This window comes from Mycobacterium sp. ZZG (genome assembly GCF_054786995.1).
On the sequence record NZ_JBTBFV010000020.1, the window covers coordinates 12,892 to 31,190 of the forward strand.

The 18,299-nt window shown below is 67.1% G+C and carries 16 protein-coding genes and 1 pseudogene; 8 read left to right on the forward strand and 9 right to left on the reverse strand.

Annotated elements, in window-relative coordinates; translation table 11 throughout:
• Nucleotides 1-179: 179 nt before the first annotated feature.
• Nucleotides 180-392 (reverse strand): annotated as a pseudogene (locus ACXMYJ_RS13505) (glycosyl hydrolase family 28-related protein); the annotation flags it as partial.
• Nucleotides 389-1,540 (reverse strand): glycosyltransferase family 4 protein, encoded by a 1,152-nt coding sequence (locus tag ACXMYJ_RS13510; protein ID WP_460356817.1) that lies wholly within the window; start codon nucleotides 1,538-1,540, stop codon nucleotides 389-391. The gene ACXMYJ_RS13510 and the pseudogene ACXMYJ_RS13505, both read right to left, overlap by 4 nt.
• 124 nt (nucleotides 1,541-1,664) lie before the next feature.
• On the opposite strand from ACXMYJ_RS13510, the gene ACXMYJ_RS13515 reads away from it, so the two are divergent.
• The 4 genes from ACXMYJ_RS13515 (at nucleotide 1,665) to ACXMYJ_RS13530 (ending at nucleotide 6,995) form a co-directional block, all read left to right on the forward strand.
• A complete protein-coding gene (locus tag ACXMYJ_RS13515; RefSeq protein ID WP_396885419.1) occupies nucleotides 1,665-2,372 on the forward strand; it encodes a GAF domain-containing protein in 708 nt (235 codons plus the stop codon).
• A 263-nt stretch (nucleotides 2,373-2,635) separates the two neighbouring features.
• The gene (locus ACXMYJ_RS13520; protein ID WP_443189212.1) at nucleotides 2,636-4,057 is read left to right on the forward strand and encodes a sugar transferase; all 1,422 of its coding nucleotides are present in this window, start codon (nucleotides 2,636-2,638) and stop codon (nucleotides 4,055-4,057) included.
• A gap of 890 nt (nucleotides 4,058-4,947) precedes the next feature.
• Nucleotides 4,948-5,595 (forward strand): undecaprenyl diphosphate synthase family protein, encoded by a 648-nt coding sequence (locus ACXMYJ_RS13525; RefSeq protein WP_460356820.1) that lies wholly within the window; start codon nucleotides 4,948-4,950, stop codon nucleotides 5,593-5,595.
• A 2-nt stretch (nucleotides 5,596-5,597) separates the two neighbouring features.
• The gene (locus tag ACXMYJ_RS13530) at nucleotides 5,598-6,995 is read left to right on the forward strand and encodes an NAD(P)/FAD-dependent oxidoreductase (protein WP_460356823.1); all 1,398 of its coding nucleotides are present in this window, start codon (nucleotides 5,598-5,600) and stop codon (nucleotides 6,993-6,995) included.
• 5 nt (nucleotides 6,996-7,000) lie between these two features.
• Here ACXMYJ_RS13530 and ACXMYJ_RS13535 read toward each other — a convergent pair whose 3' ends face one another.
• Both ACXMYJ_RS13535 and ACXMYJ_RS13540 read right to left on the reverse strand, forming a co-directional pair.
• On the reverse strand, nucleotides 7,001-8,143 hold the full coding sequence (locus ACXMYJ_RS13535; RefSeq protein ID WP_460356826.1) for a hypothetical protein: 1,143 nt from the start codon (nucleotides 8,141-8,143) through the stop codon (nucleotides 7,001-7,003).
• Nucleotides 8,071-9,552 carry a glycosyl hydrolase family 28-related protein gene (locus tag ACXMYJ_RS13540; protein ID WP_460356829.1) on the reverse strand — a complete coding sequence of 494 codons (1,482 nt, stop codon included), beginning with the start codon at nucleotides 9,550-9,552 and terminating at the stop codon, nucleotides 8,071-8,073. The genes ACXMYJ_RS13535 and ACXMYJ_RS13540 overlap by 73 nt, the downstream gene beginning before the upstream one ends.
• A 555-nt stretch (nucleotides 9,553-10,107) precedes the next feature.
• On the opposite strand from ACXMYJ_RS13540, the gene ACXMYJ_RS13545 reads away from it, so the two are divergent.
• Entirely contained in the window at nucleotides 10,108-10,626 is a 519-nt protein-coding gene (locus tag ACXMYJ_RS13545; RefSeq protein WP_443189211.1) for a PH domain-containing protein, read from the forward strand.
• A 33-nt stretch (nucleotides 10,627-10,659) separates the two neighbouring features.
• On the opposite strand, the gene ACXMYJ_RS13550 is transcribed toward ACXMYJ_RS13545, so the two are convergent.
• Together ACXMYJ_RS13550 and ACXMYJ_RS13555 are read right to left on the reverse strand one after the other, a co-directional pair.
• Nucleotides 10,660-12,420, reverse strand: a complete 1,761-nt coding sequence (locus ACXMYJ_RS13550; RefSeq protein WP_460356831.1) for a YncE family protein — start codon at nucleotides 12,418-12,420, stop codon at nucleotides 10,660-10,662.
• A 628-nt stretch (nucleotides 12,421-13,048) separates the two neighbouring features.
• Nucleotides 13,049-14,125: a hypothetical protein gene (locus ACXMYJ_RS13555; protein ID WP_460356833.1), complete on the reverse strand. Its 1,077-nt coding sequence runs from the start codon at nucleotides 14,123-14,125 to the stop codon at nucleotides 13,049-13,051.
• 373 nt (nucleotides 14,126-14,498) lie between these two features.
• On the opposite strand from ACXMYJ_RS13555, the gene ACXMYJ_RS13560 reads away from it, so the two are divergent.
• Nucleotides 14,499-15,059: a YdcF family protein gene (locus tag ACXMYJ_RS13560; RefSeq protein ID WP_460356890.1), complete on the forward strand. Its 561-nt coding sequence runs from the start codon at nucleotides 14,499-14,501 to the stop codon at nucleotides 15,057-15,059.
• Here the strand turns inward: ACXMYJ_RS13560 and ACXMYJ_RS13565 are convergent.
• The 3 genes from ACXMYJ_RS13565 to ACXMYJ_RS13575 are packed head-to-tail and all read right to left on the reverse strand — an operon-like array spanning nucleotide 15,056 to nucleotide 16,500.
• Nucleotides 15,056-15,412, reverse strand: coding sequence for a hypothetical protein (locus tag ACXMYJ_RS13565; protein ID WP_460356835.1), 357 nt, complete (start codon nucleotides 15,410-15,412; stop codon nucleotides 15,056-15,058). The two genes, ACXMYJ_RS13560 and ACXMYJ_RS13565, sit on opposite strands and share 4 nt — an antisense overlap.
• Complete coding sequence (locus ACXMYJ_RS13570; protein ID WP_460356837.1) at nucleotides 15,409-15,777, reverse strand: chromosome condensation protein CrcB; 369 nt, start codon at nucleotides 15,775-15,777, stop codon at nucleotides 15,409-15,411. Before ACXMYJ_RS13570 ends, ACXMYJ_RS13565 begins: the two co-directional genes overlap by 4 nt.
• 42 nt (nucleotides 15,778-15,819) lie before the next feature.
• The gene (locus ACXMYJ_RS13575; RefSeq protein ID WP_260757694.1) at nucleotides 15,820-16,500 is read right to left on the reverse strand and encodes a GtrA family protein; all 681 of its coding nucleotides are present in this window, start codon (nucleotides 16,498-16,500) and stop codon (nucleotides 15,820-15,822) included.
• Nucleotides 16,501-16,630: 130 nt separating this feature from the next.
• Between ACXMYJ_RS13575 and ACXMYJ_RS13580 the strand changes: the two genes are divergently transcribed.
• Complete coding sequence (locus tag ACXMYJ_RS13580; protein WP_460356892.1) at nucleotides 16,631-17,791, forward strand: 5-(carboxyamino)imidazole ribonucleotide synthase; 1,161 nt, start codon at nucleotides 16,631-16,633, stop codon at nucleotides 17,789-17,791.
• Nucleotides 17,788-18,291 (forward strand): 5-(carboxyamino)imidazole ribonucleotide mutase, encoded by a 504-nt coding sequence (gene purE / locus ACXMYJ_RS13585; protein ID WP_460356840.1) that lies wholly within the window; start codon nucleotides 17,788-17,790, stop codon nucleotides 18,289-18,291. The genes ACXMYJ_RS13580 and purE overlap by 4 nt, the downstream gene beginning before the upstream one ends.
• The last annotated feature ends 8 nt before the right edge of the window (nucleotides 18,292-18,299 follow it).

The window sequence follows — 18,299 nt, forward strand, 5'->3', positions numbered from 1 at the left end:
TGGTGCAACAGGATCCGTGAAGCCGGTCCGTGCACCAACACGGCGTGACCGGCACCGGCCCCGGTCGGGTCCAGGTTGTCCATCAGAAGCTCGGCGCCGGGATCGAACACGACCGCGACGTCAGAGACGCCGGCGACGACGATCGCCGCGTCGCGCCGAGTCCGGTGCTGTGCGAATCGGTAGGTGCCGCGGGGGAAGTGCAGCGTGCTGTGGGGCCGCAGGGCGGCGGCGGCAGCCTGGATGGCCCGGGAGTCGTCGGTGACGCCGTCACCTTTGGCGCCGAACTCCCGCACGTCGAGGACGGCGTGCCGCTGTCGGTGGTCGGGCAGCGCCACGCCGGCAGCGCCGGCCGCTGCGGCGCTGATCAGAAATGTGCGTCGGGAAATCCTCACGGCGGGCCGGCGGTGAGGTCGGCACAGATGGCATCGGCTGCCGCGGCCGGGCGGATCTGCTGCTGGCGTGCTTTGACGTAGGCCAACCCGCGCTGGGCGAGATCAGCCCGGGCCGCGTCGTCAGAACAGTAGGTGTGGATCAGCGCGGCCAGCGCGCCGGCATCGTGCGGGTCGAAGAACTCGGCGCCGGCACCGCAGGTTTCGCGGACGGCCGGAATGTTCGAGGCCACCACGGCGGTGCCGGACGCCATCGCCTCCAGCGGCGGCAGTCCGGCGCCTTCATACAGTGATGGCATCACCAGCAGCTGGGCCGAGGCCACCAGCGCCCGCAGCACCACGAAGTCCAGTTGCCCCATCACGACCACGCGCTCACCCATGTCCTCGGCCAGCCGGCGGACCCGGTCGTCGGCGGTGCGCAGCGACGCGCCACCCCCCGCGATCACCAGCTTGTGCGGCAGGACGTCGGCCAGTGTGGAGAACGCCTCCAGCACAAGCGGGAGATTCTTGTGCCGCTTGGTGTTTCCGACATACAGCACATACGGGCCCGTCACAGGCGACAGGGCCGGGTCGGCGGGTTGAAACCAGATGTCGTCCACCGGAATAGGGGTCACGAGCGTCCGAGCAGACTTCTCGATCCCTCTCAGGGTCACGGCGGTCGCTTCCGACGGGGTGAAGATGCGCCGGCACGAGCGCGCATCGGCGCGCAGCATCGCGCGGGCGTACGCGCGGCGGGCGCGGTTCTGTCCGCTGATGTCCTCGGGCAGCAGATGAATGATGTCGTGCACGGTCACGTAGGTGAGCATCCGGCGGTTGCCCGCCAGCATCCTCGCCAGCGGATACGGATAGTGGGGCAGCCACACCGCGCGAGGCCGCGTCGCCGCGAACGCCCGCCGCCAGACCCTCTGTTCCGCCGCCGAATACATCGCCGCCGACGCAGGTTCCGCGTGGACCAGCTCGGTGCCGGGCCCTAGAGCGGGCGCGGTGTCCGGATCTGCCAGAACCGCCAACGAGACTCCGTGCCGGTCTGCGGCCTCTTCGAGTGTCGGAAGCTGCGTGCGGATGTAGGTGCCGATGCCGCTCTGGCGGACATGCCGGGCGTCGAACAACACGTCCACGCCGTGTTTGCCCTGGGTTCGGGCTTCGACCACAGGCTCCTCCTGATCCTCAGCGGTGCAACCAAGGTTACGGGCCCGCCCCAGAAAGGAGGATTAACGGGCCCGTCGATATGTGCAGGGCGTCACAGTCCGTTACCGTCGGTGTGTGAGCACGTTTCTGTCCAGGTTCGACGATTCCCTCAATCGCATGCTCGAGCGGTGTGCGCGGGAAGCCGGGGAAGACGTCGACGCCTACGTCGCCCGCGCCGTGGGGGCGCAGATGGTGGCCGACCTGACGCGCGCCGAGGACCCGGTGACCAAGGATCTGTTGGTGCGCCTCTCCCAGGCAGGCGTGTTCGCGTCGGACGCGATGCCGGATGTCTCGGCCGCCGTGCACGACCCGGAGCGGCTGCGGGCGCTGTATGACACCGGGCTGCTCGACTCGCCGCCCGAGGCGACCTACGACCGAATCACTCGCGCTGCAGCCGACGCGCTGGACGCGCCGTTCGCCGCGGTGTCTTTGATCGACGTGGACCGGCAATTTTTCAAGAGCTCGGTCGGGATGGGCGGCGTGGCCGCCGAGGAAAGGCAGACGCCGCTCGAAGACTCGGTGTGTCAGTACGCCGTGGCAAACAACGTGCCGCTGATCCTCGAGGATGCAAGGACGGATCCTGTGTTCAAGCACCATCCGGTGGTGCAAGCCGGTGCCGTGATCGCCTACCTGGGGATTCCGCTGGCCGACCGCGCCGGACACGCGATCGGCACACTGTGCGTGTTCGACAACAGGCCACGCCTGTGGGGCACTGGCCATGTGCAGATCATGACCGACCTCGCGCAGATCGTCGCCGAGCGGGCGTTCGCTCCCGAACCCGACCGACACCGCTGATTCGCAGGGTCACAGCAACGTTTCATCCTATTGCTGTGATTCCCACATTGGCAAAGTCGGATGCCACGCGTTCGAATTCACTGCGTCTACTCCTCAGCACACTTAGAGTGGGGTTCAACGGATCGCTTTTTCGGGGGACTGAACACGTGCAACCAGGCGTGAAGACTGCGAGTCGTGAGCGCGCTGACGGGGCTGCCGCTCCGCGGCCGGATGTGTCGGAAGAGGCCGTACGGCACGAACCCTCCGAGCTGTCCGGATGGGTGATGCGGCTGCGCACAGACCCGTGGTACTCGGTACTCACGGTGGGGCTCGACATCCTGGCTGCGTCGTGCGCGGTGCTGCTGGGGCAGTGGGCGGTCGCCGGCGATGTGACCGCACGCAACATCGCGCTGTACTCGTGGGTGTTCGTTCCGCTGCTGCTCATCGTGCTCGCGTCGCGGTCGCTCTATCGACGGAACCTCAACAGGAGCTTCTTCGACGACTTCGAACCGATCGAGACGTCGGTCGCGGTGTCGACGTTGACCGCGATGGCGCTCGTGATCGTGTTGGTGCCACCGTTGGCGGCGAACGAGCCGGCGGGTGCGTACGTTCGCCCCAGCGAATTATTCGTCAAGATATGGGTGTTCGCCGCCGTTCTCGTGCCGTTGCTGCGCCTGGTGCGGGCGATGGTTCAGCGGTACTACCGCCGCAAGTACCACACGGCGGCTCCGGCGCTGATCATCGGTTCCGGGCCGATCGCCCACCAGCTCATCACCCGCATGCGGCAGGTGGCCGATTACGGTCTGCGCCCGGTCGGCGTGCTCGACGGGCAGCGTCCGACGGATGCCGAACTGCTCGACGTGCCGTATTTCGGCCCACCTGACAGCGTCGACATCGCGGCGCGCGCCACCCGCGCCGAAGAGCTGATCGTGGCACCGAGCGCGCTGCCCGAGGAGGAGTTGACCCGCGCGGTGAAAGCGGCGCAGGGACTCGGTCTGCAGGTGCGCGTGGTGCCGCGGGTGATGGATGCCGTCAGCGTCGGCTCCTTCATCGAACACCTCGGCGGTATCCCGTTGATGATCCTGAGCCACACCGACCCCAAGGGGTGGCACTTCGCGGTCAAACACGCCTCAGACCGGGTGGTCGCCGCCTTCGGGCTGCTGCTCATCTCGCCGCTGTTCCTGACTCTCGCGATGCTGGTCAAACTCAGCTCTCCGGGCCCGATCTTCTTCGGCCAGGATCGAGTAGGCCGCGACGGCAAGGTGTTTCAGTGCCTGAAGTTCCGCAGCATGCGCCCGGCCGATCCCACCGCCGCCGCGTTCACGCTGAGGGACGGCGCCGCGCCGGGTGGGGTGGAAGGTGAGGACCGGCGCACCTGGATCGGCAAGATCATGCGCAAGACATCGCTGGACGAACTGCCGCAGTTGGTCAACGTGCTGCGCGGCGACATGAGTCTGGTAGGCCCTCGCCCCGAACGCCCGGAATTCGTCGAATTGTTCGAGATGCAGATCCGGCGCTACGGCGAACGGCATCGGGTGAGGGCCGGCATCACCGGCTGGGCGCAGGTGCACGGCCTGCGCGGCCAGACCTCCATCGCCGACCGCGCGGAGTTCGACAATTACTACATCGAGAACTGGTCGGTGCGGCTGGATTTGAGAATCATGCTGTTGACCGTGCTCGCCGTGTTGCGTCCTACCGAGGACTGAGCCGGCTTTCTGTGTGCCACCCGGCGTAGGCGGCCGACGTGGTGAGAGTCAGCCGGCCCGCCGTGACCGGCGGCCGGCGCTTCCTCGGCGCCACCGGCCGCGGTGTCGGTGGTCTCGGCGGCAGCCAGATCCGGTTCCGGCTCCGACGAGTTCGTCGTCGGAGAAATCTCGGTCTGCGTCCGCGATCTCGGTGCTCGGCCCCGGTCTGTTGACTGCGGCGCGGTGGTTGTCTCAGGTTCTTGGACATCGTTTGCTGTGGTGTCGTCGTCCTGGTCAGTACGACGACGCTGTCTTCAGGTGTCTCCGCGGCCTCTTGATCGTCGACCTCCGCATCCACCGCACCCAGGATGCATCGTCAGCGTTCTGCTCTTCGCTGATGTCACCGCACCCGGTGTTCTACGCAACGTCGTGGGCCGTGGCGGCGTTCGACGTCGCGTCGGGCGCATCCGGTGTCGTACGGTCAGCTGACGGCCTCTGCCACGTACCGGGATCTGATACTGCGACAACAGGAATCGACAACAACGCCGTTCCGATCGCCAGCGCCACAGCGAGCGCACCGACGCGGCCGCGATGATCGGAATTCCGCACGATCCCCCGGGTTCGGCAAACTTCACCTCGGCGGCACTTCGGTTCCTGTGCCGGAAACATGCTTTTGCCGCCGAGTATTTCGCAATACGGAAAGCGCGGCATCGCGGTTGTTGTTTGCTGCGGTAGCCCGTTCAGACGCCTGGTACCGGGATGGCGTCCGGGTTAGCCGGCCACGCGTTTGGGCTGATGCCTGACCGTGAGTTGGCCTGCGGCGGGCCTGGTTCTCGAAACCGTCGCGGACGGTTGTAAGTTCAGCTACCTTTGCTGCGGGGTGATCAGCAGTTTGGGGGGAGTTTGTCGCCATGAAACCCGCGCACGTGGGGTTGATACCGGACGGTCTGCGGCGGTGGGCCGACGCGAACGGCGCGACGCTGGCCGACGCGTACCGGCTCGGCGCGCAGAAGGTTGTCGAAATCCTGCTCGTACTGCAACGCAACCTCGTGCAGACCGTCACCGTCTACAACCTCAGCCGGGCCAACTTGGGGCGGCCCGGGCATGAGCTGGACGGCGTGTACGCCGCGTCGGCGTTCTTCTTCGCCGCGCTGCTGCCGAAACACTTCGATCCCGCCGTCGTCGGCGTCCACATCCACGGCGACCTCACCCTGTTGCCACCTGAACTGGCCGCGGCGGCGCGCGCCGCCGAAACCGCCATGACCGGCGACGCCTTCCGCATCAACATCCTGCTCGCCTACGACGCCGCCGAGGAGCTACGTGCCGCCCATCAGCGCGCCGTCCGCGAAGGCTGTGACATCACCGAGGCGTTCTCCATCGGTGAGGTCGACCTCGTCATCCGCACCACCGCCGAGCCGCTGCTCAGCGGATTCCTGCCGCTGCAGAGCCAGTATGCCCAGCTGCGGTTCCTCGACACCCCGCTCAACGAATTGACCGCCCAGCACATCGACGACCTCGTCGACGAGTACCGGCGGTTCCCGCAACGGCGTGGAACATAGCGATGACCACGAGGAACCCGATCATCATCGGCGCCGGGCCTGCCGGGCTCACCGCCGGGCTGGAATTGGTCAACAGGGGAGTCACCCCGCGGCTCTACGAAACGTCGGCCCACCTCGGTGGGCTCGCGCGCACCCCGACCGACGGCGACTGGCGCATCGACCCCGGCGGGCACCGGTTCTTCACCCGCAACGAGGACATCCTCGATCTGTGGAAATCGCTGCTGCCCCACGATGAGTGGCTCGCAGTCGGCCGGCGCTCGGCGATGTTGGTCAGCGGGCACTACGTCCGGTACCCACTGCTCGGGCGAGACCTGTTGACCCAGATGGGGTATCGGCGCGGCGCCCGCGGCCTGAGCAGCCTGCTGTGGTCAAGGCTGCGGCGCAACTTCCGCATCAACGACCGCCCGTCGGAGAACTTCCGACAATGGGGCATTGGGGAATTCGGTCGCCATTGGTATGAGATGTTTTTCGACGGCTACGTCCGCAAGACCTGGCTCACCGAACCCGAAGAGCTGACCAGCGACTGGGCCAACCAGCGCATCAAGCCGATCGGCTGGCGGCGCGGCCACGACTCGGATCCCGCCTCGCAGGACGTCTTCCGCTACCCCCGGCTCGGGCCCGGCCAGCTCTGGGAGGCAGCCGCGGCGGCACTGACCGCCAACGGCGCCGCCCCGGTGCTCAACGCCCCGGTCACCGGGCTCCGCCACGACGGAGCCAGCTGGACCGTGCGACTGGCCAACGGGGACACCGCAACCGGCGACACCGTGTTCTCCAGCATGCCGCTGCGGCTGCTCATCGATGCGCTGGAACCCGCACCGCCCAGGCACATTCGCGCCGTCGCCGCCGCGCTGCGGCACCGGTCGCTGATCACCGTCGCCGTCGCGCTCAGGCAGTCCCACGACATCCCGTTCAACTGGGTGTACACCCCCGGCAAGAACTTCAACGCCGGCCGCATCCAGAACTACGGCCGCTGGTCGGCCGATCTGACCCCGGCCGACTTCGCCGGCACCTTCCTCGGCTTCGAATACTTCATCGCCCCCGGCGGCGAGCTGTGGAACGCCGACGACGCGCACCTGACCGATCTGGTCCAGAAGGATTTGCGCGCACTCGGCGTCGGGGACGCCGGCATCGAGAAGGTGATGACCGTGCGTTCGCAGTTCGCCTACCCGATCTACGACCCGGCCCGCGACCGCAGCGTCGTGCGGATCCGCGAATACCTGCGGCGGCAGCATCCGTCGCTGTATCCGATGGGGCGCAACGGAATGCACCATTACGACAATCAGGACCACGCCATGCTCAGTGCGCTGCGCAGCGTCGCCCAGTGCTTCGGCGAGAACGTCGACCCGTGGCAGGTCAACACCGACATCGGCTACCACGAGAGCGGTCTGCTACGGAACTGAGGGGGCTAGACCGGGCTCACGTCGCCGTAGGTCGCTGAGCGCCACTGCGGCTGCGCTTCGCCCCCATGCCACCAGGAGGCGTGGAGGGACCAGTTCTGCGGTCCGTAAGGACCGCCCTGAACCACGATGTGTGAGTCGGTGGCGTCGCGATCGCTGACATAGGTGATGGTGCCGACGTAGACGTTGCTGCCGGCGATGCCGTCCTGCGGATTGCCGCCACCGAGTTCCACTGCCCACCAGGTGCTTCCGACGTGATCGTCCATTGTGACGACGGTCTCGGTGATGTCGACGTCGAACACCTGCAGCAGTCGCACCCCATACCCTCCGCCGGCGCCCCGCGCGGGCAGGTGCGCGGTGATCGTGGTGAAGGACGCGTCTTTGACGCGGAAGAGCTCGACGGCCGCGCTGTCGGCACCCGACGACGACACGTCGCCAAACTGCACCCCGGCGATGTCCTGGATCAGAATCCGGCCAGGTCCCTCGAGGCTCATACCGTCAATCGTCAGATTCGACGAGGGGAGGTCGGCGGCGCTAAGGTGGCTGCGCATCTGCGCCGCCCCCAACAGGTTGATGTCGGCCTTATGAGCGGAGACCAGGCGGAGGCCGTCGATCACCGCGTTCTGCAGCGATGCCAGCAGGATTCCGCCGTTGCCGCCGAGATTCGGTCCATCGTCGTCGCCGGCGGTCTCGGCGTAGATGTTTCGCAACGTGACGCCGGCGAATTTGCTCGTCATCGCGGCCGGTGTCTCCACCGCCAACGACCAGTTCTTTGCCCCGTGGATCGTCACGTCACTGATGACCACGCCGGAGAAGTTCCACCATTTGGCGTCTTCAGTGCCGTCGATGTTGTTCGTCGCCAGGACCACGCCGGTTTGGACGTCGACGATCGTGACGTCGGAGATACGAATATCGCGCGACGCCAGACTCGTCCAGTCGCCAACGTGGGATGCCTTGGCCGAGTTGACGTGGAAACCGAACTCCTTGTCGGTGACGGTGACATCGCTGATGGTGATGTCGTATCCGCCCTGCACGCGGAACCCGTTGGCGCGACCGCCGGTGACCGTGATGTCGCTTGCTACCGAGCCGCCGTTGTTCCATTCGCCGAGGACGCCAGGTTGAATGGGCCGTCGGTCGGGCCGTACGTCCACGGCTGGCTTTCGTGGTAGTAGGTGACGAATGCGAGGCCGTCGTCGCCGGTGTTCTGTGCGACCAGGCCGTTGACCGTCGCCCGCCGGCTCGCATTGAAATGCAGTCCGTCAGCGAGGGTTCCGATGGCGGTCATGTTCGTCACCGTCACGTCGGAGGCGCCCATCACCACGACCCCGGACTGCGGCGTGTTCACGATGCGTGCGTTGACGATGGAGACGTACTCGACCTTGCCGGTGGAGCCGGTCCATACCGGCGGCGGTGCGGTATCGGACGGCCACCCGAGTATGGAGATTCCGTCTCCGAAGCTGCGCGCCGACGGCCGGGTGACCCACTCGATGGTCGGGTTGAGGATGGCCACGTGAGATGCCGCGCCTTCGACACGCAGGCCGTGGCTGGTGCCGTGCCCGTTGGTTGCCAGATTGTCCATGAGCAGCTTGGCGCCGGGGGCGAACTCCACGGTGACATTCGACAGTCCCTTGAGCAGGATCGCGGCGTTGCCGGCCGGGTGCTGCTGGGCGAACCGGTATTGTCCCTCCGGAAAGTACAGGCGCGCACTGGAAGTCAGGGCCGCCTCGGCGGCCTTGATGGCAGCCGAGTCATCGGTGACGCCATCACCGACCGCGCCGAAATCTCTGACGTTGATCGTGGTGCCCGTTTGGGACGTGGTCTGCCACACCATCGTGGACCCCGTCGAGGCGGCCGCTGCGTCGAGCCGACGGGCGCACGCCAGCAGCGCCAACGCGATGGGCGAGTCGGCGTGGCGACGTTCGTCTGTGATCCCCAGCGCGCCAAGCAGTTTGGTCATGAACCCGACGGTCTTGTTCATCGGGGCGGCAGCGTCCTCAGCAGTGAGTTGAGTGATGTTGGTGTGCGGCACGTGGTCATCGAGTTGTGCAGTCGGCTCGGCAGTGGAGACGGCGCCACCGACGCCGGAAGCCTCCGGCAGCTCAGCAGTGAGGTCGTCGACGTCGCTCGCTTCCGGCGCCGCGATCTGTTCGGTTCCGGCGTCCCCGGTGTGAGTGCCGTCTGCATGGGTGGGCGGCTGGAACGTGTCCGAGGCGCTGCTGTCGACGACGGGGGAGGACTTGCCGCCGTCCGCGTCAGCGCCGTGGTCGGCATCGCTCGCCTCGCCCTCGGTGATGTCGGGATCCGCACCGTCGGCCCAGCCGGCATCTGACTCGTCATCGACGCCGTTATCCGTGTCGACGTCGTCGATGCCGGTGTCATCCGCGACGTCGGTATCGGGTTCATCCTCGGCTTCGCCGTCGGGATCGTCTTCGGCCCCACCGTGGTCGGCCGGAGATGCTTCAGGAACTGTCGATGTGCCGGCCGCGTTCGAGGCCGTACTGCCGATCGAGGATTCAACGGCCGACGATTCGGCTCCGGCGGCCGCGTGGCCGGTGCTCATAGCCAGCCCGATGCCCGCAGCGATAACCACGCCACACGCTTGGCAAACCCTGTTTTTCATCGCGGGCGACCCCCCATCAATTTTCGCTCGCGTCATGGAGTCATGATTATGGCAGCTAATACCCCATTCGCCAACCCGGCGCCGGCCGAGTCTACTCAGGTTGGCAGCTCGCATATAGCAAAGTCGTATGCCATCGGCCGCGTAAGCCGCTCGTATGCCGTGGATCTCGCTACAGCAAGCTGACCCCGGTTGGTTTTCGAGTTCACCAGAAAGGAGATGGGGAGGTCGATCATGGCCTAGAGCAAGGGGATTGCGGAGGTACGATTTTTGCTGGAACTAGCGCTTAAAGAGCGACGCGAGCCAACGGGCGATGTCGGGCCGAAATCGCAGGCACTCGCACATTCCGCAATCCGAGCCGGGGCGAAAGTGCTCGTGAGCGGAGCGCTCATGCCCGCACCTGCAATCCACGAGGGAGAACTTACGCCGTCCACCACCGATCCCGGGGTAGCCACACGAAAGGCCGCCGAGTTCGCCGAACCCCAGTACAGTGCTGCCGTGGGTTACCCGGAGAACGTGCTGGCCAAGGACGAACACGTCGTCCTGCATCGCCACCCGCACTGGGGGCGGTTGACCATCCCCGCGCTCGTCCTGATCGTCGCGTCGGCGGCCGCCGCGTTCGTGGCCGGCTACGTCAACACCCTTGACTGGGAGCCGAACGCGAAGAACATCGTGTTCGCCGTCATCGCGGCGATCTGGCTGATTCTCATCGGGTGGCTGTCGATCTGGCCGTTCCTGAACTGGTGGACCACCCACTTCGTCATCACCGACCGCCGGGTGATGTACCGCCACGGGCTGATCACCCGCTCAGGCATCGACATCCCGCTGGCGCGGATCAACAGCGTCGAGTTCCGGCACGGCCTCGTCGATCGGATCTTCCGCACCGGCACGCTGATCATCGAATCCGCCGCCCAGGACCCGCTGGAATTCCAGGACATCCCGCGCGTCGAGCACGTCCATTCGCTGCTCTACCACGAGGTTTTCGACACCCTCGGCACCGAGGAGTCCCCGAGCTGACCGGGGCTCCGACGGTCGGCCTCCGACCTCGGGTCAGCAGGAGGGTGAGCCGAACCAACCGCCCACGTTGTATCTGGCGTAGTCGAACGGGATGTTCCAGATTGCGCTCACCCCGCCGTACCGGTCGGTGAAGCGTTTCGCTTCCGACGGGCTCATTTGGTCGGCATTCTTGTGGAACATGCACTGTGCGCGGAAGTTGAGGAATTTCTCGGATTCCTCGTTACTCAAAGGCAAGACGATCGAGATGATGGCCTTGCCGATCTCGATCGCGGCGGCGGCCGGCTTCGGCAGGATTGCGGTCACGACGTCGGCGATACCTGTGACGATCCGTGGCAGATCCCCTCTTGTGACGCCTTCCATGATCGATGTCACGCCGTCATTCAGCGCCTTGAAGCGCAGCAAGCCATCGAACCGCCATACCGTGGGAAAGCTGTTCAGCTTCTCGACCATCCGGTCGAGGACCTGGACGATCGCACCCACCGTGGCGAGACCCCGCCATGTGTCCTCGAAGTTCGGATCGCCGACGGTCGTGCTGACGGCATACAGGGTGGCGGCGCCGTTGCTCTTGCTGTCGGCGAGGTAGATGAAGCGTCCGTCGCGACTGAGAGTCATCTCGGACGGTCGTCCCTCGAAATCGACCCGATCGACGATGGCGTGACTGCGGGCATCGATCACCGACATCAGATAACCACCGGCGGTATATGACGTCGTGTAGACATACCTGCCACTCGCGCCGACAACAATGTCGACCATCCCGAGCGCCTGAGGATCGGCCGATCCTCGGATCGTGGTCACGATGGTGTTGTTGGTCGCGTTGATGATGGCTATCGCCGCATCGGTGCCAAGAGCTGAGCTACTCGTCGCGACGTACACCTGCTTGCCGTCGCGGCTGATGGCCACTGCGCGCGACGACCCGGGCAGCGGCACCTCGGTAACCGCACCGGTGGACAGATTCACCACCGAAAGCGACTTGCCGGTGGGGGAATCGTCCCGCGCGATGTAGGCGCGGTTCCCGTGTACCTCCACAGCGGTGGCGTCATGCAGGTACGCGCCCACGTCGACCGTCCGCTTCAGGGTGCCCGTGCGCGTATCGACGACACCCATCTTCCCGTTGTGCGAGAAGACGTATGCCGTGCGGCCGTCGGAGCTCAGAGTGACATTGGCCAGATAATTGCCCACCGACACCGGGAAGGTCCTCAGAACCTTCCGCGTACCGGCGTCGATGACGGTCATGGTGCCGCTCATCCCGTTCGGCCGGTTCGGCCGGTAGTTCACCGTCACGATGTAATTGCCGGCCGCCGCGACGTCGTCGACTTCGTCAGGAATTGAAACCCGGGTGACCTTGTCGGTTTGAGTGTCGACGATGTCAATGGCGTTGCCTGTTGCGACGTACACGTATCGGCCGCCGGGACTTGTCGTCGTGCTGCCGACCGCACCGGTGAGTTGGTAGCTGTCGACGATGGCGACTTTCGGAGCCTCGAACGGTGGCACTGCGGCCGCCATCACGAAGTGATCGGGCGCGGACTGATCCGGCGGGCTCGCCGGCGTTTCCGCGGTGGGTGCCGCCCTGTCGGCTTTGGCGGACGGGTTGGGAGGAAGCGCGGAAGACAGCACGGAGACCGGGACGAGCGCACTCAGCGGGGCATCGCCTGTGGATGACGCATCGTCGGCTACTGCGGTGCCCACGGCCGCCGTCGTGAACTCGATCGCAGCCGGTGGTGCTTGCAGCGGCTGCGAGGAAGGAGTCGAACGGTGGGCCCCTTCGTTGACGCTGCTGATGTCGGTGCCGGCCATGCCGGTGACCGGATCCAGGTCCGCTTCGTCCCCATCGTCGTCACTGTCCTGGGTGGCCGAGTTGTCTTCGACGCGAGTAGCTTTCGACTCGACGCCGTTCTCCTCGCTGCCACGCTCGGAGAAGTCGGTGTCGGATTCTGCGTCCGAGTCGGCGGAGTCATCGGTTCGCGCCGGATGCAGTGTCCGCTGCCTGGTGTCGGCAGCCTCGCGCTGAGAGGCGTCCGCAGCCCGTGAGGATGACTGCGAGTCATTCGCCGAGGATGCAGAGGCGTTGGTCGATGACTCCGAGCCGGCGTCGGCCTGCGCAACGCCGGGGGCCGCGGTCAGTGCCGCACCGACTCCCAGCGTGACAGCACCAGCGCCCAGCCATGTGGATATGTGCTGGCCATTGCGCTTCGCGCGATGACGTCCGCGAGTCTTGCGCCGCCTCGCAGAACCGGAAACCCCCGCCGATGCCCCCACGATTCCCCCTCAGTTCGTTTTGTTAGCTAGCTTCGCACCTTCACGTCCGGTTGCCCGTCGATTCTGCGACGAGTCAGACGTTTGACCGACACCGCGCGGTGGATCCGCCGACCGTCGGGCTCTGGTGGTATCAAGCGGGCTCGTGGCGAGGAACCTCTGACGCCGATCACGCGGCGATGTCCCGGCGTTGAAGTCCGGCGACACCGGCCAGAGTCAGCAACCCGGCGATCGCCACAAATGTTGCGAGAAACCACCAGTCGGGTGGTTCGGCCGGGGTGGCGGCGATGTGGACGAACGGTGAGAAGGTCGACACCCACGACGGGGCGCCGATGCTGTCGGCGATGACGTTGAGCAGGAATCCGCCGACCACGGGCACCGCACCGACCGCAGTCACCGCACCCGGCGCCCAGCCGACCGCCAACACCGCAGCGCCGAGCGCCAGCCAGGCCACCGGCACGGTGTTCAACGTACCGGCGACGGCATCGAGTAGGCCCAACCGCGCTCCGGTCAACGTCGCTCCGATGCTCATCGCCACGGCGGCGACCAGATGCAGCGTCACCAGGCCGACCGCGGTCACCAGGATCTCGCAGCCGAGGACCGACGTTCGGGAGACTGGTCCGGCCAGCACCGGAGTCCAGCGTTGTGCACGCTCGTCGGCCACCCACGCGGCCAACCGGGTCGCCGCATAGAGGCCGGTGGGTATCGCGAGCAGACTGAACAACGCCGCGGCGAAGCCGGAGGCGGTGTGCAAGCCGGCGAAACCGGCCGCGGACGCCAACTCGGCGAACCGGGGATTCTGGTCGAAGAAGTCGAGGATCGACGCGATCAGCGCACCCAAGATGAGGAAGTAGACGCCGATTCCGACCGCCCAGCCGACCACCGGCCTCACGGCCCGGCGACTGGTGAACGCCAAAACCGAACCGAGCAGCCACATTCGCGGCGCCCGACGGCTGCGGGGGCCGATCCATCCGGCGCCGAGGTCACGGCGGTGGGCGGCTGCCACCGCAGCGGCGGTCACCGCCACGGCGTAGGCGGCGAGCGCCACCAACGGCATCGGGTCGTTGTCGGCATACGGTGCGACACGCCCCATCAGCCCGAAGGGGCTCATCCACGCCGTGAACGCCAGCACGCTGACGCCGTCAGACAGCATGCGTAGCAACAGCGCCGCGACCAGGACCCCGACGGCGGCACCGGCCGCCGTCGGCCGGTTTCCGACGTCCGTTCGCGCGTAAGCTGCATGCACGGTGTGCCGGGAAGTCTGGTCGGCAGCACGCGGAGGCGACTAGCCGGGCGTGTTCATGGGATTGTCGATACAGCTGAGGTATGCACTTGTCAGGCAGCCGTTCTCGAGGGTGCGCGGTGTTTCGCCGGCGTCCCGTGCCCACGGTGTCGACAAATGCCGGCATGAGCGATCGAGGTGTGCGGTGAGCGGACCCAGGCGCTTGATTTGCGCGATCACCCACCCAGGACAACCGCGGGCGGCCGTACCCCCCTCTATGGCCGCCCGCGGCTGAAAACCGACAGGCCGGTCGCCGCAGCCCACGCCGGCCGGCGAAGAGTTCGGCACAATGTCCGGAGATGGTGGGGTCAGCTGATCTTCGGGGGTGGTGCGCGTGATCCGGCGTCGGCACCTGCTGATTCCCGCAGCGACGGCCGCGCTGGTGCTGCTGCTGGTCTTCAACGGCGCCAGCGGCACGTTGCTGTTCGCGCATGCACCACGCGATCCGCTGGCCCGCGCCGACGCGATCGTGGTGCTCGGCGGGGAACACGACGGCCGCGAGGCCTACGGGCTGCGACTGGCCGAGCAGGGCTATGCGCCGACCGTGCTGCTGTCGAACCCGTACCCCGCCAAAGACAAGGTGATGCGCAAAGCCTGCGCGCCGCGCACCGACATCCAAGTGATCTGCCGCAAGCCCGCGCCGGCCACCACCCGCGGCGAAGCGCGCATGGCCCGCGACCTCGCCGACGCCTACGGCTGGCACAAGATCGTCGTCGTCAGCTGGCGCTACCACCTGCCGCGCGCCCGCCGCATCTTCGACCAGTGCTTCACCACACCGACGCGCAGCGTGATCATGCGCGACGTGCCCCGCGAGTATCCGTTTTCGGTGGCGCAGTGGCAGTACACCTACCTCTACCAGTACGGCGGATGGGTGAAAGCCGAACTGATCGGCTGTTAACGCAACTTCACGTACAGCGTCGTCCCAGCCCGCAGCGCCAGGTACCCGGCCAACGCGAACGTCGCCCCGACCGCGCAGTGCACCGCCAACCGTCGGGTGACCCGCCACGCCGTCGCCGCGATCGCGTCCCCGCCCAGCCACAGCGGCCGCGCCAGGCTCACCATGACCATGCTCGCCGCCGAGCCGAGCACCCCGAAACCGACCAGCGCGGTCAATGCCTCGGACCGCTCCTGGACGCCGAACGCCCCTAGCAACGCGCACACCACCGCCGTCACCGCCAGCGGCCTGCGCCGCCCGACCAGCGCCAGCGCGGTGCCCGCGGCGCCGCCGAGCGCGACCAGCACCCACGTCACCGCGTCACCGCCCGCGTAGCCAGCAGGCCCAGCAGCAGTCCGCCGAGCGCGGCGGCCGGGGTCAGGGTCAGAAACGCGATCGACAACAGCGCCGGCTGGCTGACCGTCAGCACCGCGTAGGCGCTCAGACTGGCCGCGCCGGCGCACACACCCAGCACGAAACTCAGCACCGGCCCGGTCGCACCCCGGGCCACCACGAAGGTCGCGACGGTGAACGCCACCCCGACCGTGAGCGTCGTCGACACCAGCAGCTGATGCGGTTGCGGCCACGTGTCCGCGGCGGCATATCTGATCAGCGCGCCGACCGCGCCACCCGGGACCAGGGCCCACGGCAGCGCTTGGGAGCGGTGGTGTTGACCCGGCACAAGTTGAGGCTATGTCTGAATTGTCGTCCCGGCCGCGCCGGACTACGAGGTCTTCGACACCCGGGGCTCGGACGGATCCACCTGACGCTGCATCCAGCGGCGACGGCTGGGCCGCATCGGGGTGACGTTGCCGGCGGTGTCGGGATGCTCGGGGTGGCGCAGCTCGTACTCATCTTCGAGCGCCTCGGCCAGGCCGCCGCCGGTCAGCGTGGACTCCAGCGCCTTCTCCGGGTTGCGGGCGAACTCGTCGGGGAACACGTAGCGGCGGAACGCCCAGAACCGGAACGCCATCTGCAGCAGGTTGCCGATGATGTAGGCCGACACGAAGTCGGCGATGTTCTCCGTCATCAGCGACACCATCGGCGCGCGCAGCATGAACACGTAGCTGGAGATCCACAGCGGGGCCATGCTCAACAGCACGCCCACGCCGCTGACCCCGAAGAACAGCAGCGCCTCGTGATGACGCTCCCGGCCGCCCCGGTCGCGGAAGCTCCATTCGCGGTTCAGGATGTAAGACGCGATCACCGCGACGATGCCGGCGATGATCTTCGCCGTCACCGGCTTGGGCTCCAGGATCGTCAACTTCAGCGTGAAGAAGATCGCCGAATCGATGACGAACGTGGTCGCACCGACGATGGCAAACTTGATCAGCTCGTGGTGCCGTTCGGCGTAGGGACGGATCGGCCCCGGAAGGCGGCGGATCGTCGCATCGGCAAAGGACACAAGGAGCCAGTTTACGTAAGCGGCTGCCCAGATGCCGCATCGCGACGTAACCGCAGGTCAATGCTGTGGCGCCGGTCATGACAACATATACGCCGTGTCACGAACTTCCGCTTCTCCACCCGTCGTAGCAATGATCGGCGGCGGCCAACTCGCCCGGATGACGGCCCAGGCCGCAATCGCGCTCGGTCAGACGCTGCGTGTGCTGGCGGTCCGCAGCGATGAATCCGCGGCCCAGGTCACCCCCGACGTCGTCCTCGGCTCGCACACCGACCTCGCCGCGCTGCAGCGCGTCGCCGAGGGGGCCACCGCGTTCACGTTCGACCACGAACACGTGCCCCCGGACCTGCTGGAGAAGTTGGTGGCCGACGGGGTGAACGTGCTGCCGCCGCCGTCGGCGCTGGTGCACGCGCAGGACAAGCTGCTGATGCGCCGGCGGCTCTCCGAGCTCGGAGCCCCGGTGCCGCGCTTCTCCGCGGTGTCCACGGTCGAGGACGCGGTGGCGTTCGCCGACGAGGTGGGCGGGCCCGTCGTCATCAAGACCGTGCGCGGCGGATATGACGGGCGCGGGGTGATCATGCCGGCGTCGGTGGACGAGGTTCGGGAGGTCGTCGCGCAGTATCTGGCCGACGGCGTCCCGGTGATGATCGAGGAGCGTGTGCAGATGCGCCGCGAGCTGGCCGCGTTGGTGGCCCGCTCACCGTTCGGGCAGGGCGCGGCGTGGCCGGTGGTCGAGACCGTGCAGCGCGACGGCATCTGTGTGACCGTGTTGGCCCCGGCGCCCGGACTCTCCGAGGAATTGGGCTCTGCCGCTTCGGAATTGGCGTTGTCGATAGCGTCGGCGCTCGGGGTCGTCGGGGTGCTGGCCGTCGAGTTGTTCGAGACCGTGTCCGGTGGGCTGATGGTCAACGAGCTCGCCATGCGGCCGCACAACTCCGGACACTGGACCATGGACGGCGCGCGCACCTCGCAGTTCGAGCAGCATCTGCGCGCGGTGCTCGACTACCCGCTGGGCGACACCGCGGCGCTGGCGCCGACTGCGATGGGCAACGTGCTGGGAGCTGCGCAGACACCGGCGATGTCGATGGACGAGCGCGTGCATCACCTCTTCGCGCGGATGCCCGACGCGAAGGTGCATCTCTACGGCAAGGAGGAGCGGCCCGGCCGCAAGATCGGGCACGTCAACGTCGTCGGCGGCACCGAGTCGGTGGAGTCCCTGCGAGAGCGTGCCGAGCGGGCGGCACACTGGTTGTCGCACGCAGAGTGGACCGACGGATGGGATCCTCACGCATGAGCTCTCCACGGGTGGGCTTGATCATGGGCAGCGACAGCGACTGGCCCGTGATGTCCGAAGCAGCTACGGCGCTGGCCGAATTCGAGGTGCCGTTCGAGGTCGGTGTGATCTCGGCGCACCGCACGCCGGGCCGCATGCTGACCTATGCGGCCGACGCGGCGGGGCGGGGCCTTGAGGTGATCATCGCCGGCGCCGGCGGTGCGGCGCACCTGCCGGGCATGGTCGCCTCGGCGACGCCGCTGCCGGTGATCGGGGTGCCGGTGCCGTTGGCACGCCTGGACGGGATGGACTCGCTGCTGTCGATCGTGCAGATGCCGGCCGGGGTGCCGGTGGCGACGGTGTCGATCGGCGGGGCCCGCAATGCCGGGCTGTTGGCGGTGCGGATCCTCGGGGCCTCGGATGTCGGGCTGCGCGAACGCATGGCGGCGTTTCAGGCGTCGCTGGAGCAGATGGTGTTGCAGAAGGATGAGGCACTGCGGCAGAAGCTGCTGGGGGACTAGGGTTCTCC

Bases quoted from the DNA above. Each gene is read 5' to 3' on its own strand.
- ACXMYJ_RS13520 (WP_443189212.1), top strand. From the start codon at position 2,636: ATGCGGCTGCGCACAGACCCGTGGTACTCGGTACTCACGGTGGGGCTC.
- ACXMYJ_RS13525 (WP_460356820.1), top strand. From the start codon at position 4,948: ATGAAACCCGCGCACGTGGGGTTGATACCGGACGGTCTGCGGCGGTGG.
- ACXMYJ_RS13530 (WP_460356823.1), top strand. From the start codon at position 5,598: ATGACCACGAGGAACCCGATCATCATCGGCGCCGGGCCTGCCGGGCTC.
- ACXMYJ_RS13540 (WP_460356829.1), bottom strand. From the start codon at position 9,552: ATGAGCACCGGCCACGCGGCCGCCGGAGCCGAATCGTCGGCCGTTGAA.
- ACXMYJ_RS13550 (WP_460356831.1), bottom strand. From the start codon at position 12,420: ATGGCCGGCACCGACATCAGCAGCGTCAACGAAGGGGCCCACCGTTCG.
- ACXMYJ_RS13580 (WP_460356892.1), top strand. From the start codon at position 16,631: ATGATCGGCGGCGGCCAACTCGCCCGGATGACGGCCCAGGCCGCAATC.
- purE (WP_460356840.1), top strand. From the start codon at position 17,788: ATGAGCTCTCCACGGGTGGGCTTGATCATGGGCAGCGACAGCGACTGG.